Below are 12,851 nucleotides of genomic sequence, written 5' to 3' on the forward strand. Positions count from 1 at the left end.
CGCCGCGCCAATCAGGAGCATGCGCTGGCGGTGCTGACCGGCGTGCCGCCGGCCCAGTTCTCGCTGGCCGCGCGGCCGTTCGATACGGCGCCGGTGGCCGTGCCGCCGGGCCTGCCGTCGGAACTGCTCGAACGTCGTCCCGATATCGCGGCGGCGGAGCGGCAGATGGCCGCCGCCAATGCGCGCATCGGCATCGCCAAGGCAGCGTTCTTCCCGCGCATCTCGCTGACGGCGCTGCTGGGCTTCGAATCGGCGGATCTGTCGAACCTGTTCAAGTGGTCGTCGCGCACGTGGATGCTCGGGCCGCTGGTGGGGTCGACGATCGCGCAGACGGTGTTCGACGGCGGCCGCAACAGCTCGAACCTCGTGGGCGCGCGTGCGGCGCACGAGGAAAGCGTGGCGCGCTACCGGCAGACCGTGCTGGTGGCCTTCCGCGAAGTCGAGGACAGCCTGGCCGATGTGCGCTGGCTGAGCCAGCAGGGCGCGGCGCTGGACAGCGCACTGGCGGGCGCAAAGCGTGCGCAACGCACCTCGCGCAGCCGCTACGACGCCGGCGCGGTCGACTACCTGACCGTGATCGATGCCGATCGCACCGTGCTGCAGTCGCAGCGCGACGCGAACGCTGTGGCGGGCCTGCGTGCCGCGGCGACGGTGTCGCTGGTGCGCAGCCTCGGCGGTGGCTGGGGGCCGTTGCCGGAAGCGGTGGCGGTCAACGACGCGGGCGCTGCGAAGAAGGCTGCCAACTGAGCGAGCGCAAGGTCGCGCCCGACGCGGCGCGACCCACAAAGCCGTAACAAGTCGTAAGCCCCTTGCGGGCAGGGCTGGCGCGATGTATCCGGAGCACTACACTGGATACATCGCGCCAGTTTTCTTTTCGAGGCCGGCGCAACGGAGCGTCTGTGCCATGACCTCTCGCCCGGGATTGTTTCGTGTGCTGGTGGCGATCGTCGTGATCGTCGCGGCATTGTTCGTGCCACTGCCCTGGCAACCGCTCACCCGCATCCATAGCGAAGTCACGATTGACCGCCCGCCGGCGGTCGTCTTCGACTACGTTTCCACGCCGGCCAACTGGCCACTCTGGCATCCCTCCTCACTGGGCGTCACGGGCGCCACGGACCACTCGCTGCGTCCTGGCGAACGCGTGACCGAAGCGTTCCGTGTGGCCGGACGCGAGGGCACCGTGGTCTGGACCGTCGCGAACCGGCAGGCGCCGCGCGCGTGGGCGATCGAAGGCGAAATCGACGGCCGGGCCGCCGGCACCGTGGTCTACACCCTGACGCCGGACGGGCAGGGTACGCGATTCGAACGCGAGTTCACCTATCGGGCTCCCACGCTGCTGTTTTCGTTGCTGAACTGGGTGGCGCTGCGCCAGCGCGTGGACAGTGAATCGGCGGAGGCGGTACGGCGCCTCAAGGCCAGGCTGGAAGGAGGAACCTAACACCATGACATCCAGAATCCTCATCGCCATGACTTGCGCGCTGCTGGGTGCGGCGCTGCCGCCATCGGCGAATGCACAGCCATCGACCACCGGTTCGATCGCGGTGGGCGGCTCGGCCCACGTCAAGGGGCCGGTCACGGTCCACGGCACGCTGAGCGTGGATGGCAGCGTCTATGCCCAGGGGCCGGTGACCGCCGCGTGGTTTGCGTCGCCGGGGCGCGGCTATCCGCGCCCTCCGGAGAGGTCGCTGCTCAAGGTGTTCCATGGGCCCCTGACGGTACACGGTTCGATGGTCGTGCACGGCGATCTTCACGTCGATGGTCCGATTACCGTGGATGGCCCCATCGAAGCGGGCGGTGGCATCGACGCCGCCGGTCCGATGGTGGAGCGGCAGCGCTGAAACGCGGGACGGGAGGTGGCGCCGGCGATGTTGCACAATGGCGACTTCGCCGACTTCCCGGATTCCCGTCATGGCACAAGCCAGCACCCAGCTGGGCCTGAAATCGATCGCCCTGTTCGAGGCCGCCAAGGGCGCGTTGGTCATCCTGGCAGGCATCGGCCTGGTTGCGCTGCTGCATCGCGATGCGCAGGCGCTGGCCGAGGCCATCGTCAGCCGCTTCCATATCAACCCGGCCAGCCGGTATCCGACCATTTTCCTGTCACTGCTGGCGCATCCGACCGATGGCCGCCTGTGGGCCATCGGCGGGTCGGCGGCCGTGTACGCATTGATGCGCTTCGCGGAAGCCTATGGACTGTGGCGGGGTCGCGCCTGGGGCAACTGGATCGGGGTGTGGTCCGGCGGCATCTATATCCCCGTCGAACTGTATGAGGCGATCCGCCACCCGAACTGGCTGCACGTGGGGCTGGCCGTCGCCAATACGCTGGTGGTGATCTACCTGTTGCAAGGGCTGGCCCGGCACAAGGTCAGTGGATGATGCGCCACTGAAAAATAAATACGAGTCGGGGAAAGAAATGCTGTAAGGGCGGGCAGGGCGTGGCGACCAACGGGAAATTCTCTCGCGTTGTTCCACCACCACCTGCATCAGGAGACTCGCCATGACCCGCACCCTTGCCAAGACCCTTCTCGTGGTTGCCGCCTCGCTCGCCGCCATCACCGCCGCCCACGCACAGGGCCCGCGCGACAGCACTTTCACCGGCGACAAGTACGGCTACAACTTCCGCACGACGGACCCCTTCACCGATGGCGCGCGCAAGGACATGCGCGATCCGTTCACGGACGGCGCACGCGCGGGAAAGGTTGATGCCTTTACCGATGGTTCCCGCACCCTCGCAGGTCTCGACCGCACGGGAGTGTCGTCCGACCCAGCCCGGATGGTCGATGTGTTCACTGACGGCGCCCGCACCATTGCAGGTCTCGACCGCACCGGCGTTTCGTCCGACCCCGCCCGGATCGTCGATGTGTTCACCGACGGTGCCCGCACCGTCGCAGGCCTCGACCGCACCGGCGTTTCGTCCGACCCCGCCCGCAAGCTCGATACGTTTACTGACGGTGCCCGCATGCTCGCCGGCATGGATACGCGCGGCGTATCCGGTACGCCGGGTCGCACGATCGACCCGTACCTGGACGGTGCCAATGCCTGACACGACGCGCACGGCGCATGAGGGGCGGTGGTCCCCCACATGCGCCGTTCGCAGGCAAATCTGCTAAGGTAGACGGCACGCCGCTTTGCGGTTCGTCCAACCTGAACAGACAAGAGACCACCATGATTCATGAAATCGCCCAGATCACGATCAAGCCCGGCATGGAGGCACAGTTCGAAGCCGGCGTGGCCCAGGCCAAACCGCTGTTCCTGCGCTCGCGTGGCTGCCACGCCATGAACCTGCAGCGCTGGATCGAGGAGCCGTCGCACTACACGCTGGTGGTGGCCTGGGAGACCGTGGAAGACCACATGGTCCACTTCCGCGAATCCGATGACTTCCAGACCTGGCGCAAGCTCGTGGGCGACTGCTTCTCGGCGCCGCCGCAGGTCCACCACGTCAACACGGTGCTCTGAGCGGCGCCCGCCGCCAAAGGAGCCGTCGCATGTCGACGCCCCGGGAGCGCCCCCGGCATTTCTCGATGCTGCGCGATCTGCAGCTGGCCGACTTCTTTACGTTGGCCAACGCGGCGTGCGGCATGGGCTCGGTATTCTTTGCCATGTACTTCGTGGCGGAGCCCTCGCTCAGACACTTCTACATCGCGGCCGCGCTGGCGCCGGCCGCCTTTATCTTCGATGTACTCGACGGTCGCATCGCTCGCTGGCGGCATGCCCACTCGGCGCTGGGGCGGGAGCTCGATTCGCTGTCTGACGTGATCTCGTTTGGCGTGGGTCCCGCGACGCTCGCGTTTGCCGCCGGCATGCGCGGCGGCTGGGACCTCGCGGCGCTGATCTACTTCGTCTGCTGCGGTGTCAGCCGTCTGGCGCGCTTCAACGTCACGGCGGAGACGCTGGCGGAAGACAGCGGCAAGGTGAAGTATTTCGAAGGCACGCCGATCCCGACCAGCGTGGTGCTGACCGGCATCCTGGCGTGGTGTGCGGTGGAGGGTCGCATCGGCGACGCGCTGTACGGCGGCGCATGGTCCATCGGCGCCGCCACGCTGCATCCGATGGCGCTGCTGTTCGTGCTGTCGGGCTCGCTGATGATCAGCAAGACGCTGCGCATTCCCAAGTTCTGATTGGTCCCGGTCCTCTCCCCCGAGGTCCGGGTGCCATTTCCCCCTTCATTTCCCGCTTCATTTCCCACTTCATTTCGTGCTTCGTTCGCGCCCGATTTCGTGCTCAGGCGCGCAACTCGGCGCGTACGGAATGCGCGCGCCTGTGTGCGCCGGGCGGCAGCCCCGTGTGCTTGCGCACCAGTGTGCGGAATGCCGACATGTCCTGATAGCCGCATTGCTCGGCAATCGCCGTCAGGCTCAGCGTGGTGACTTCCAGCAAATGGCACGCGCGCTCGGCGCGAAGCTGGTGCAGGAACTGCAGCGGCGACATCCCCACCGATTTCAGGAAATGGCGCAGCAAGGTGCGCTCGCTGGTGGCTGCCACCGCCGCCAGCCGCGCCAGGTCGTAGGGTTCGGCCAGATGTTGCTGCAAGTACCGGCGTGCGCGCAGCACCACGCTTTCGCGCGGCGGATCGCCGTGTTTCAGCCATACCTTCAGCGCCGCGCCGCGCTCGGGCTGGTCCAGCAGGGTGTTGCCGACGGTGCGCGCCAGCGCGTTGCCGGCCGTCTGGGCCACGGCCTGCTGCATCAGCGCATGCACCTGGTCCATCGCGCGTGCGCTGAGCAGGTTGCCGCTGCGGACGATTGCCTGGTCGGCCGGCAGCCGGCGCGCGGGCTCCGCCGCCCGCATCCAGTTGGCGATCAGCCACGGCACCGCCATGCGCCACGGTCCGGGCAGCGTCATCCCGACCAGTAACGCCACGGCCGTGAAGGGCGCCACCAGCAGCGCGCCATTGGCAGCAGCGGCCGCAAGGGCGGCACGTTCGCTGCCGATCTTTGACAGCAGCAGTTCCAGCCCGGCGATGTGATCGAACAGCGGCGGCGCGATGACCACCAGGCTGTCGCCATCCGCTTCGGCCAGCGCCCGTAGCCCCGAGACCTTCGTCCGCATGACCTCCGCCGCCGCATGCCAGCGCTCCGGCTCGGCGGCGACCAGTTGCCACTGAAACGGCGTTGCGCCGCCACGCCTGCGCGTCTGCATGGAGGCCAGCGTGTTGGCGATGGCCAGCGTGTCGGCCGCCACCGCGAGCGTGGAAATGGCGCTGGACGGGTAGCAGAGCAGGTAGGCAGTGGGCATGCGCGCGGGGTAGTGGCGTAGGGGCGTGGCGGGAATGACGCCAATTCTGGCGGGATTCCCGCTATCTGTCATACCCCGATTTACCCGACCATTGCCAGCAGCGACAAGGGGTGGCGACGCCCCTGCGCCCAACAAGAATACGTACAACAGGAGAGAGACAGATGAAGCAACGCATCGCGCGAGGCGCAACCGTGCTCGGCACCGCCGCGCTGGCGGCCGCGGCCATGGCAGGCTGCGCAACCGGGGGTGGCAACTGGAGCGAGCAAGGCCTGTCCGCCGAAATCCGGCGCACGTCCTTCGGTATTCCGCATATTCGCGCCAACGACTATGCCGGCGTCGCGTTCGGCATGGCCTACGCCTATGCGCAGGAGAACGTCTGTCTGATGGCGGACCAGGTCGTGACCGTGAGCGGCGAGCGCTCCGCGACGTTCGGGGCGGACGAGACCACGGAGGTCTCCTTCAAGCGCCTCCGCAACAGCGACGCCGATGCGTTCTTCCGCGCGATCATCGACGACGATGCGATCCAGGCCAGCGTATCGAATCAATCGCCCGAAGCCCGGGAACTGCTGCGGGGCTACATCGCCGGCTACAACCGCTACCTGCGCGATACCCCGCCGTCGCAGCGCCCGGCCGCCTGCCGCAACGCGGCGTGGGTGCGCCCGATCACCGCGCTGGACATGGCCCGCCTGGCGGAGGAGAAAGGCATCCAGGCCAGCGCAGGCGCGCTCGCGGCCGGCATCGTGGCCGCGGCGCCTCCGGCCGCTGCGAAGGCCGCCGCCGTGCCCGCAACGCTGGATGTCGCCGCCATCGATTTCGATGCGGTCAATCGTGACCTGCAACTGCTCGACCCGCCCATCGGCAGCAACGGCTGGGCCTTCGGCAAGTCGGCCACGGCCAATGGCAAGGGGCTGCTGCTCGGCAACCCGCACTTCCCCTGGACCACGACCAACCGCTTCTTCGAAGCGCATCTGACCGTGCCGGGCAAGATGGACGTGATGGGCGCGTCGATCGCCTCGTTCCCGATCATCAGCATCGGGTTCAACAAGGACGTGGCGTGGACCCACACGGTGTCCACCGCGCGCCGCTTCACGCTGTTCGAGCTGAAACTGGCCGAGGGTGACCCGACGACCTACCTGATCGACGGCAAGCCGCGCAAGATGACCACGAAGACGGTCCGCTACACAGCGCGGCTGGCGGATGGGCGGACGGAGTCGCGCACCCATACGTTCTACATGACCGAATACGGTCCGGTGCTGTCGATGCCGGCCGCCGGGCTGCCGTGGACGGCGCAGAAGGCTTACACGCTGCGCGATGCCAACCGGAACAACACGCGGTCGATCGACACGTGGCTGAATATCGCCCGTGCGACGAACGTCGGCGAGATTCGCGACGCCATCGGCAACCTCGGCATTCCGTGGGTCAACACCATTGCCACGGATCGCACGGGCCGCGCGATGTTCGCCGACGTGTCGGTGACGCCGAATGTCTCCACTGCCATGCTGGGCCAGTGCGCGCCGGCCGGCGATGGTGCGGTGCTGGCCAAGAAGCTGATGATCGGTACGGGCATGGTGCTGCTGGACGGCTCGCGCGGGGAGTGCAACTGGACCGTCGATGCGGCGTCGCCGGTGCCGGGGCTGGTGCCGCCGTCGGCCATGCCAGTGCTGATTCGCGACGACTTCGTGGCCAACAGCAACGACAGTTCGTGGCTGACCAACCCCGCGCAGAAGCTTGAAGGCTTCTCGCCGGTGCTGGGGCCGCAGGCGGTGCCGCAGCGGCTGCGCACCCGCGTGGGCCTGATGGAGATCGGCAAGCGCCTGTCAGGCGTGGATGGCCTGCCGGGGAACCGGTTCGATGTGGAGAGCCTGCAGGCGGTGCTGTTCCGCGATCGCAACCTGGCCTCTGAGCTGGTGCTCGACGACCTGCTGCGTGCCTGTGGCGACAAGGCCGTGCTGGCCGACGGGGATCTGCGCGATGGTTGCGCGGCGCTGCGCAAGTGGGACCGCCGCAGCAACCTGGAAAGCCGTGCCGCGCCGCTGTTCCGCGAGTTCTGGATGCGTGCCCATACGATCCCGAACATCTACGCCGTCGCCTTCAATCCCGCCGATCCGGTCAACACGCCGCGCGGCCTGCATATGCAGGATGCGAAGGTCAATGCGGCGGTGTTCAAGGCGCTGAAAGACGCGGTGCAGGCCATGCACAAGGCCGGCTTTGCGCTGGACGCGCCGCTGGGCGAGGTCCAGGCCGCGAAGTCGCCGAACGGCCGCATCCCGCTGCATGGCGGGGAGGAGTACGAGGGCGTGCTGAACAAGCTGCAAAGCAAGCCGGTCTCGGCCGATGGCATGCAGGTCTACTTCGGCACCAGCTACGTGCAGACCGTGGGCTTCGACGACAACGGCCCGGTGGCGCAGGCGCTGCTGGTGTACGGCCAGTCGATCGATCCGGCCTCGCCGCACGCGTGGGACCAGATGCAGCAGTTCTCGGCCAAGCGCTGGATCTCGCTGCCGTTCTCGGAGCAGGCCATCGCGGCGGACCCCAGGCTGACCGTGGCGAAGCTGAGCCAGTAACCCGCTTGGGGTTGCCGGCATGACAAGGCCGTCCGACGCGCTTGCGCCGGACGGCCTTTTTTCTTTGCGCGACGTCGATCCGCGCGGCGCTCGGGCCTATGCCCGTCGGGAGCCTTTCAGTCGGTGACCATCGGGCGCCGCTTCATTTCACTTTCCATCATTGCCATCCCTTTGCGTCGATGCGCCGTGGATGCTGACTTGATGCGCGACGTGGCGCGCGGGGCCGGCGAGCGTGGCCGCCACGCTGGCCTCGGTCGACGCGCACTGCGGTGGCATCGGATAGGCGGCCGGATTGGCGGGATCGAAGCCGTCGGTCAACGTGCACAGGAAGCGCACGACGTCAGCGATCTCGCTGTTCGTCAGGGTGGGCGCCATCGCGGGGATGTAGGGGACTTCCGCCACATTGACGCTGGCGTCGTACATGACCGGCAGGTCGTTGTAGGGGATGTCCGGCGTGCCGTCCGCCTTGACGTACCAGCGCGCGGGCAGGGTATCGCGCGTGACGTACCACGCCACGGATTCCTCGAGGGTGTCGAACACGCCATTGTGGAAATAGGGCGCGGTCAGCGCGATATTGCGCAGCGTCGGCACCTTGAAGGCGCCGCACAGTTCCGTCTGCGTGGCGAGGTCGGTCCGCAGCGGGCCGCACAGGCCGAGGTCGAAGTAGTCATGCCAGGGCTCGCCCAGCGGCGCGCCATTGCGCGGCACATAGTCGAGCGTGTTGCCGTCGACATTGGCGGCAATCCGCCAGTTGCGCGGCAGGCCGACGTTGTCGTAGGTGAAGTCGGTAAACAGCGCGGGCGTGTTGCCATCCGGCGTGCTGACGTGACAGGCGAGGCAATTGCCTTTGTCGGGGTTGTTGAACAAGGCCAGCCCGTTGAGCTCGCGTGCGTCCAGCGTGGCGCGGCCGCCGAGGTAGGCGTCGAATTTGCTGGAGAAGGAATGGAAGGAAGGGTCTTCCACTTCGTACTGCGCCAGCGCCTGCCCGATATGGCGCAGCGCCGTGGTGCCGTCCCGTATGGCGTCCGGCCCGAACACGGCCATGAATTCGCCAAGGTAGGGCCGCGTCAGCAGGCGCGACAGCACGTCGTCGGCCGATGCATTGGCCATTTCGAATGGGGTCAGGAAGGGCTTTTCGGCCTGATCGGCCAGCGACAGGGAGCGGCCGTCGCGATGGAAGCCGCCGACCGGCGTGCCGTCAGGGTCGAAGCGGAAGGGCGGCGTGAACTGCGCGTATGCAAGCGACGGCGCGTTGCGCAGGCCGGGCAGATCCATGCGAGGCCCGCCGAGCGGCACGGCCAGGCCGTCGTCGGCGGCATAGGCGCGGCTGGGAACGTGGCAGGTGGCGCAGGATTGCTGGCCAGAGGCCGACAGCGCCGTGTCGGCGAAGATCTGCCGGCCGACATAGGCCATGGCCGAGAGCTTGTCGCCGGCTGGTGCGGCATCGTTTTCCGTGTCTTCGCCGCCGCAGGCCGCGAGCAGCCATGTCAGCGTCATGGTGGCGACCATCGTGCACGGACGCCACGTGCGGCGTCTGCTTTGGGCGGCTGGAGTGACTTGGCTCATCGGCGTTCTGCGGCCAGCGAGGGCGGTTCCGCCACTGGCATCGATTTGATGGAAGAGCCGGATAATACGAACCGTTCGCATCAAGGGGTTTGCGAGCGATCAAAGGGCCGCCTGAGTGCGACCCCGGGCGCCTGCCGCATCGCTTTTCCACGCCATCCGAAGCCGGCCTTGCGTTTTGTATCGTCCGCTCTATAATCCATTCCGTACTGAACGATACAAAACAGGTTGAGGATGGCAAGACCACGACAATTCGATGCCGATGCGGCGCTCGCCGCTGCGCAGGATGCCTTCTGGGCCAAGGGTTACCAGGCCACGTCCACGCGCGAGCTGACCCAGGCGATGGGACTGACGCAGCCCAGCCTCTACAACGCGTTTGGCGACAAGCGCTCCTTGTTCCTGCTGGCGCTGGACGACTACCTGAACCGCACGCTGCGCGAACGCATTGCGCGGATGGAATCCACGCTGCCGCCCGATCAGGCGCTGGTGGTGTTCTTCGCCGAAAGCGTGGAGCGTGCGACGAGCGATCCCCGGCATCGTGGCTGCATGCTGATCAACGCCGCGCTGGATGCCTCGCAGGAGGATCCGGAACTCCGGCGCGTGGTGGCCGATGAACTGGCCACGCTGCGCGCCTTCTTCGAGCGGACCGTGCGCGCCGCGCAGGCCGCGGGCACGGTGGCCGCGTCGCACGATCCCGCCGATGTGTCGGCCATGTTGCTGACCGTGCAGGTCGGCTTGCGGGTGCTATCGCGCCTGATGGCGGACCGCGCCACGCTGGAGGCTTCCGTACGGCCGACACTGGCGATGCTGGGCCTGAGGTCAACGCCGCCAACACCGCCTCACTGACGCGCCGCGCCGCCGGCGCGCTCGCTTTCCCGATTGAAATTTCCCTGCCGACGCGCAGCTGCCGCTGCGTGGTGGCCACGCTCGTCCTCAGGAGTCCTCACATGTCTCACGATGCCGCCACTTCGGCACCGCCCTCCGACGCCACACTCGATGCCCGCGCGATGTATGCCGCGCTGGCCGGGCTGTGCGCCAGCCTTGTCGCCATCGGCCTGGCACGCTTTGCCTATACGCCGCTGATTCCGCCGCTGATCCAGGCGCACTGGTTCAGCGCCTCTGACGTGGTGACGCTGGGCGCCGCCAATTTCGCGGGCTATCTGGCCGGCGCGCTGCTGGGCCGGCCGCTGGCCGCGCGGTTGTCGAATCGCCATGCATTGCGCTGGCTGATGGTCATCGCCACCATCGCCTTCTTTGCCTGCGCGTTCCCGGTGTCGGTCAGCTGGTTCTTCGGCTGGCGCTTCCTGTCGGGGCTGTCGGGCGGCGCGATCATGGTGCTGGTGGCCACGGCGATCCTGCCGCATATCGCCCCGGCACGGCGCGGGTTTGTCAGCGGCATGATCTTCCTGGGGCTCGGGCTGGGCATTGCGGCGTCGGGCACGCTGGTGCCGGAGCTGCTGAAGCTGGGCCTGCGCGAGACGTGGATCGGGCTGGGCGCGGTGGCCCTGCTGCTGACGTCGCTCAGCTGGTTCGGCTGGCCGCCGGGCGATGCGCCCGCGGGATTGCCGCCCGCCACGGCGGCCGGGCATCACGCCGCGGACCACGCGCTGCACACGCACAAGTCCGCGCTGCGCGTGCTGTACGCGCAGTACGCCGCCAACGCGCTCGGGCTGGTGCCGGCGATGGTGCTGCTGGTCGACTATGTCGCGCGCGGCCTGGGGCAGGGCGCATCGGTGGGCGCGGGCTACTGGGTGCTCTATGGCGTGGCCGCCATCGTGGGGCCGCTGCTGAGCGGCTTCATGGGCGATCGCATCGGCTTCCGCAATGGGTACCGGCTGGCGCTGCTGTTGCAGGGGCTGGCGGTGTTGCTGCTGGCGATGTCGGGCAGCACGGTGGCGCTGGTGGTGGCGACCATCGTGCTGGGGGCCTTCACGCCGGGCATCGTGCCGCTGGTGCTGGGCCGCGTGCAGGAAATGCTGCCGCACGATCCTACGGCGCAGCGCGCGGCGTGGAGCCGGGCCACCACGGCGTTTGCGCTGTTCCAGATGCTGGCGGGCTATGGCTACTCGTACCTCTTCTCGCGGATGCACGAGAACTACGCGTTGATCTTTACGTGCGGGGCGGTGGCGCTGGGGCTGGCCCTGGTGGCGGATGTCGTGGTCCGCAAGGCGCCGGCCAGGGTGGCCGATGTGGCTGAGGTGGCCGAGGTGGCCTGACCCCTTGCTATCCCATGTCGCGCACAGGGTCAGCATGGTTTTTCAGCAGCCCCTACAATCGCCGGAGACATTTTTCGGCCACGCGGGCGTCGATTTCGGCCACCGCGTGCCATGACGTTTCAACAGGAATGCTTCATGCCTCATCTCTTTGATCCCTACAAGATCGGCAATCTCGAACTGGCCAATCGCATCGCCATTGCGCCGATGTGCCAGTACTCGGCGGAAGAGGGCTCGGCCACGGACTGGCACATGATTCACCTCGGCCATCTGGCATTGTCGGGGGCGGGCATGCTGATTCTCGAGGCGACCGCGGTATCGCCGGAAGCCCGTATCACACCGGCCGACCTCGGCCTGTACAACGATGCCAACGAGGCCGCGCTGCGTCGCGTGCTGGATGCCGTGCGCATGCATTCGCCGATCGCGCTGACGATCCAGTTGGCACATGCGGGGCGCAAGGCATCGAGCCATGCGCCGTGGGAAGGCGGCTCGCAGATTCGCCCGGACGCCCCGCATGGCTGGCAAACGGTGGCCCCGTCGGCGGTGCCGCACGCGGAGGGTGAAGTCCCGCCGACGGCACTCGACAAGGCCGGCATGAAGAAGATCCGCGATGACTTCGTGGCTGCCGCGAAGCGCGCGGCGCGACTCGGGCTGGAAGGCATCGAGGTGCATGGCGCGCATGGCTATCTGCTGCACCAGTTCCTGTCGCCGCTGGCCAATCACCGCACGGACGAGTACGGTGGCAGCCTGGAAAACCGCATGCGTTTTCCGCTTGAAGTCTTCGACGCGGTGCGTGAGGCGTTCCCGTCCGACAAGCCGGTGTGGATGCGCGTGTCCGCCACCGACTGGGTGCCCAACGGCTGGGACATCGAAGGCACGATCGCGCTATCCCACGCATTGAAGGCGCGGGGCTGCGCGGCGGTGCATGTGAGTACCGGCGGCGTGTCGCCGCAGCAGGCCATCAAGCTCGGCCCCGGCTACCAGGTGCCGTACGCGCAGCGCGTGAAGGCGGAGGTGGGGCTGCCGACGATTGCCGTGGGCCTGATCACGGAACCGGAGCAGGCCGAGGCGATCATCGCCAACAACGAGGCGGACGTGATTTCGATTGCGCGTGCCATGCTGTACGACCCGCGCTGGCCGTGGCACGCGGCCGCCACGCTGGGCGCAAGCGTCAGCGCGCCGAAGCAGTACTGGCGATCGCAGCCACGCGGATTGGCGGACCTGTTCAAGGACGCGCACTTCGGCCAGCGCTGAGCGCCGCGTGCGCACTGAGAGCGCA

The 12,851-nt window shown here is 67.7% G+C and carries 13 protein-coding genes; 11 read left to right on the plus strand and 2 right to left on the minus strand.

Features of this window, described 5'->3' with window-relative positions; translation table 11 throughout:
• The 7 genes from BLR29_RS29595 to BLR29_RS29625 all read left to right on the plus strand — a co-directional run.
• Nucleotides 1–747 (plus strand): TolC family protein (locus tag BLR29_RS29595; protein ID WP_176861093.1); only part of this gene is annotated, 747 nt, incomplete at its 5' end.
• Between the two features lie 157 nt (nt 748–904).
• Nucleotides 905–1,438 (plus strand): SRPBCC family protein, encoded by a 534-nt coding sequence (locus tag BLR29_RS29600; RefSeq protein ID WP_092142984.1) that lies wholly within the window; start codon nt 905–907, stop codon nt 1,436–1,438.
• Between the two features lie 4 nt (nt 1,439–1,442).
• Entirely contained in the window at nt 1,443–1,838 is a 396-nt protein-coding gene (locus BLR29_RS29605; protein WP_255371506.1) for a hypothetical protein, read from the plus strand.
• A gap of 70 nt (nt 1,839–1,908) precedes the next feature.
• Nucleotides 1,909–2,373 carry a DUF2127 domain-containing protein gene (locus tag BLR29_RS29610; RefSeq protein ID WP_092142990.1) on the plus strand — a complete coding sequence of 155 codons (465 nt, stop codon included), beginning with the start codon at nt 1,909–1,911 and terminating at the stop codon, nt 2,371–2,373.
• A gap of 121 nt (nt 2,374–2,494) precedes the next feature.
• On the plus strand, nt 2,495–3,040 hold the full coding sequence (locus BLR29_RS29615; protein ID WP_092142993.1) for a hypothetical protein: 546 nt from the start codon (nt 2,495–2,497) through the stop codon (nt 3,038–3,040).
• Nucleotides 3,041–3,162: 122 nt separating this feature from the next.
• On the plus strand, nt 3,163–3,453 hold the full coding sequence (locus tag BLR29_RS29620; protein WP_092142996.1) for a putative quinol monooxygenase: 291 nt from the start codon (nt 3,163–3,165) through the stop codon (nt 3,451–3,453).
• A 29-nt stretch (nt 3,454–3,482) separates the two neighbouring features.
• On the plus strand, nt 3,483–4,115 hold the full coding sequence (locus tag BLR29_RS29625; protein ID WP_092142999.1) for a CDP-alcohol phosphatidyltransferase family protein: 633 nt from the start codon (nt 3,483–3,485) through the stop codon (nt 4,113–4,115).
• Nucleotides 4,116–4,218: 103 nt separating this feature from the next.
• Here BLR29_RS29625 and BLR29_RS29630 read toward each other — a convergent pair whose 3' ends face one another.
• Nucleotides 4,219–5,304: a helix-turn-helix domain-containing protein gene (locus BLR29_RS29630; RefSeq protein WP_255371507.1), complete on the minus strand. Its 1,086-nt coding sequence runs from the start codon at nt 5,302–5,304 to the stop codon at nt 4,219–4,221.
• An 89-nt stretch (nt 5,305–5,393) separates the two neighbouring features.
• Here BLR29_RS29630 and BLR29_RS29635 point away from each other — a divergent pair, with 89 nt between their 5' ends.
• A complete protein-coding gene (locus BLR29_RS29635; RefSeq protein WP_092143005.1) occupies nt 5,394–7,796 on the plus strand; it encodes an acylase in 2,403 nt (800 codons plus the stop codon).
• 147 nt (nt 7,797–7,943) lie between these two features.
• On the opposite strand, the gene BLR29_RS29640 is transcribed toward BLR29_RS29635, so the two are convergent.
• Complete coding sequence (locus BLR29_RS29640) at nt 7,944–9,362, minus strand: cytochrome-c peroxidase (RefSeq protein WP_369804738.1); 1,419 nt, start codon at nt 9,360–9,362, stop codon at nt 7,944–7,946.
• Nucleotides 9,363–9,593: 231 nt separating this feature from the next.
• Here BLR29_RS29640 and BLR29_RS29645 point away from each other — a divergent pair, with 231 nt between their 5' ends.
• From BLR29_RS29645 to BLR29_RS29655, 3 genes are all read left to right on the plus strand, one after another.
• The gene (locus BLR29_RS29645; RefSeq protein WP_092143008.1) at nt 9,594–10,205 is read left to right on the plus strand and encodes a TetR/AcrR family transcriptional regulator; all 612 of its coding nucleotides are present in this window, start codon (nt 9,594–9,596) and stop codon (nt 10,203–10,205) included.
• Nucleotides 10,206–10,306: 101 nt separating this feature from the next.
• Complete coding sequence (locus BLR29_RS29650; RefSeq protein WP_092143011.1) at nt 10,307–11,575, plus strand: YbfB/YjiJ family MFS transporter; 1,269 nt, start codon at nt 10,307–10,309, stop codon at nt 11,573–11,575.
• A gap of 135 nt (nt 11,576–11,710) precedes the next feature.
• On the plus strand, nt 11,711–12,826 hold the full coding sequence (locus BLR29_RS29655) for an NADH:flavin oxidoreductase/NADH oxidase (protein ID WP_092143014.1): 1,116 nt from the start codon (nt 11,711–11,713) through the stop codon (nt 12,824–12,826).
• The last annotated feature ends 25 nt before the right edge of the window (nt 12,827–12,851 follow it).

Origin of the sequence: Cupriavidus sp. YR651 (assembly GCF_900101625.1) — a bacterium.
In the GTDB taxonomy this organism is placed as follows: domain Bacteria; phylum Pseudomonadota; class Gammaproteobacteria; order Burkholderiales; family Burkholderiaceae; genus Cupriavidus.

Bases quoted from the DNA above. Each gene is read 5' to 3' on its own strand.
- BLR29_RS29600 (WP_092142984.1), top strand. From the start codon at position 905: ATGACCTCTCGCCCGGGATTGTTTCGTGTGCTGGTGGCGATCGTCGTG.
- BLR29_RS29605 (WP_255371506.1), top strand. From the start codon at position 1,443: ATGACATCCAGAATCCTCATCGCCATGACTTGCGCGCTGCTGGGTGCG.
- BLR29_RS29610 (WP_092142990.1), top strand. From the start codon at position 1,909: ATGGCACAAGCCAGCACCCAGCTGGGCCTGAAATCGATCGCCCTGTTC.
- BLR29_RS29615 (WP_092142993.1), top strand. From the start codon at position 2,495: ATGACCCGCACCCTTGCCAAGACCCTTCTCGTGGTTGCCGCCTCGCTC.
- BLR29_RS29620 (WP_092142996.1), top strand. From the start codon at position 3,163: ATGATTCATGAAATCGCCCAGATCACGATCAAGCCCGGCATGGAGGCA.
- BLR29_RS29625 (WP_092142999.1), top strand. From the start codon at position 3,483: ATGTCGACGCCCCGGGAGCGCCCCCGGCATTTCTCGATGCTGCGCGAT.
- BLR29_RS29630 (WP_255371507.1), bottom strand. From the start codon at position 5,304: ATGACAGATAGCGGGAATCCCGCCAGAATTGGCGTCATTCCCGCCACG.
- BLR29_RS29635 (WP_092143005.1), top strand. From the start codon at position 5,394: ATGAAGCAACGCATCGCGCGAGGCGCAACCGTGCTCGGCACCGCCGCG.
- BLR29_RS29640 (WP_369804738.1), bottom strand. From the start codon at position 9,362: ATGAGCCAAGTCACTCCAGCCGCCCAAAGCAGACGCCGCACGTGGCGT.
- BLR29_RS29645 (WP_092143008.1), top strand. From the start codon at position 9,594: ATGGCAAGACCACGACAATTCGATGCCGATGCGGCGCTCGCCGCTGCG.
- BLR29_RS29650 (WP_092143011.1), top strand. From the start codon at position 10,307: ATGTCTCACGATGCCGCCACTTCGGCACCGCCCTCCGACGCCACACTC.
- BLR29_RS29655 (WP_092143014.1), top strand. From the start codon at position 11,711: ATGCCTCATCTCTTTGATCCCTACAAGATCGGCAATCTCGAACTGGCC.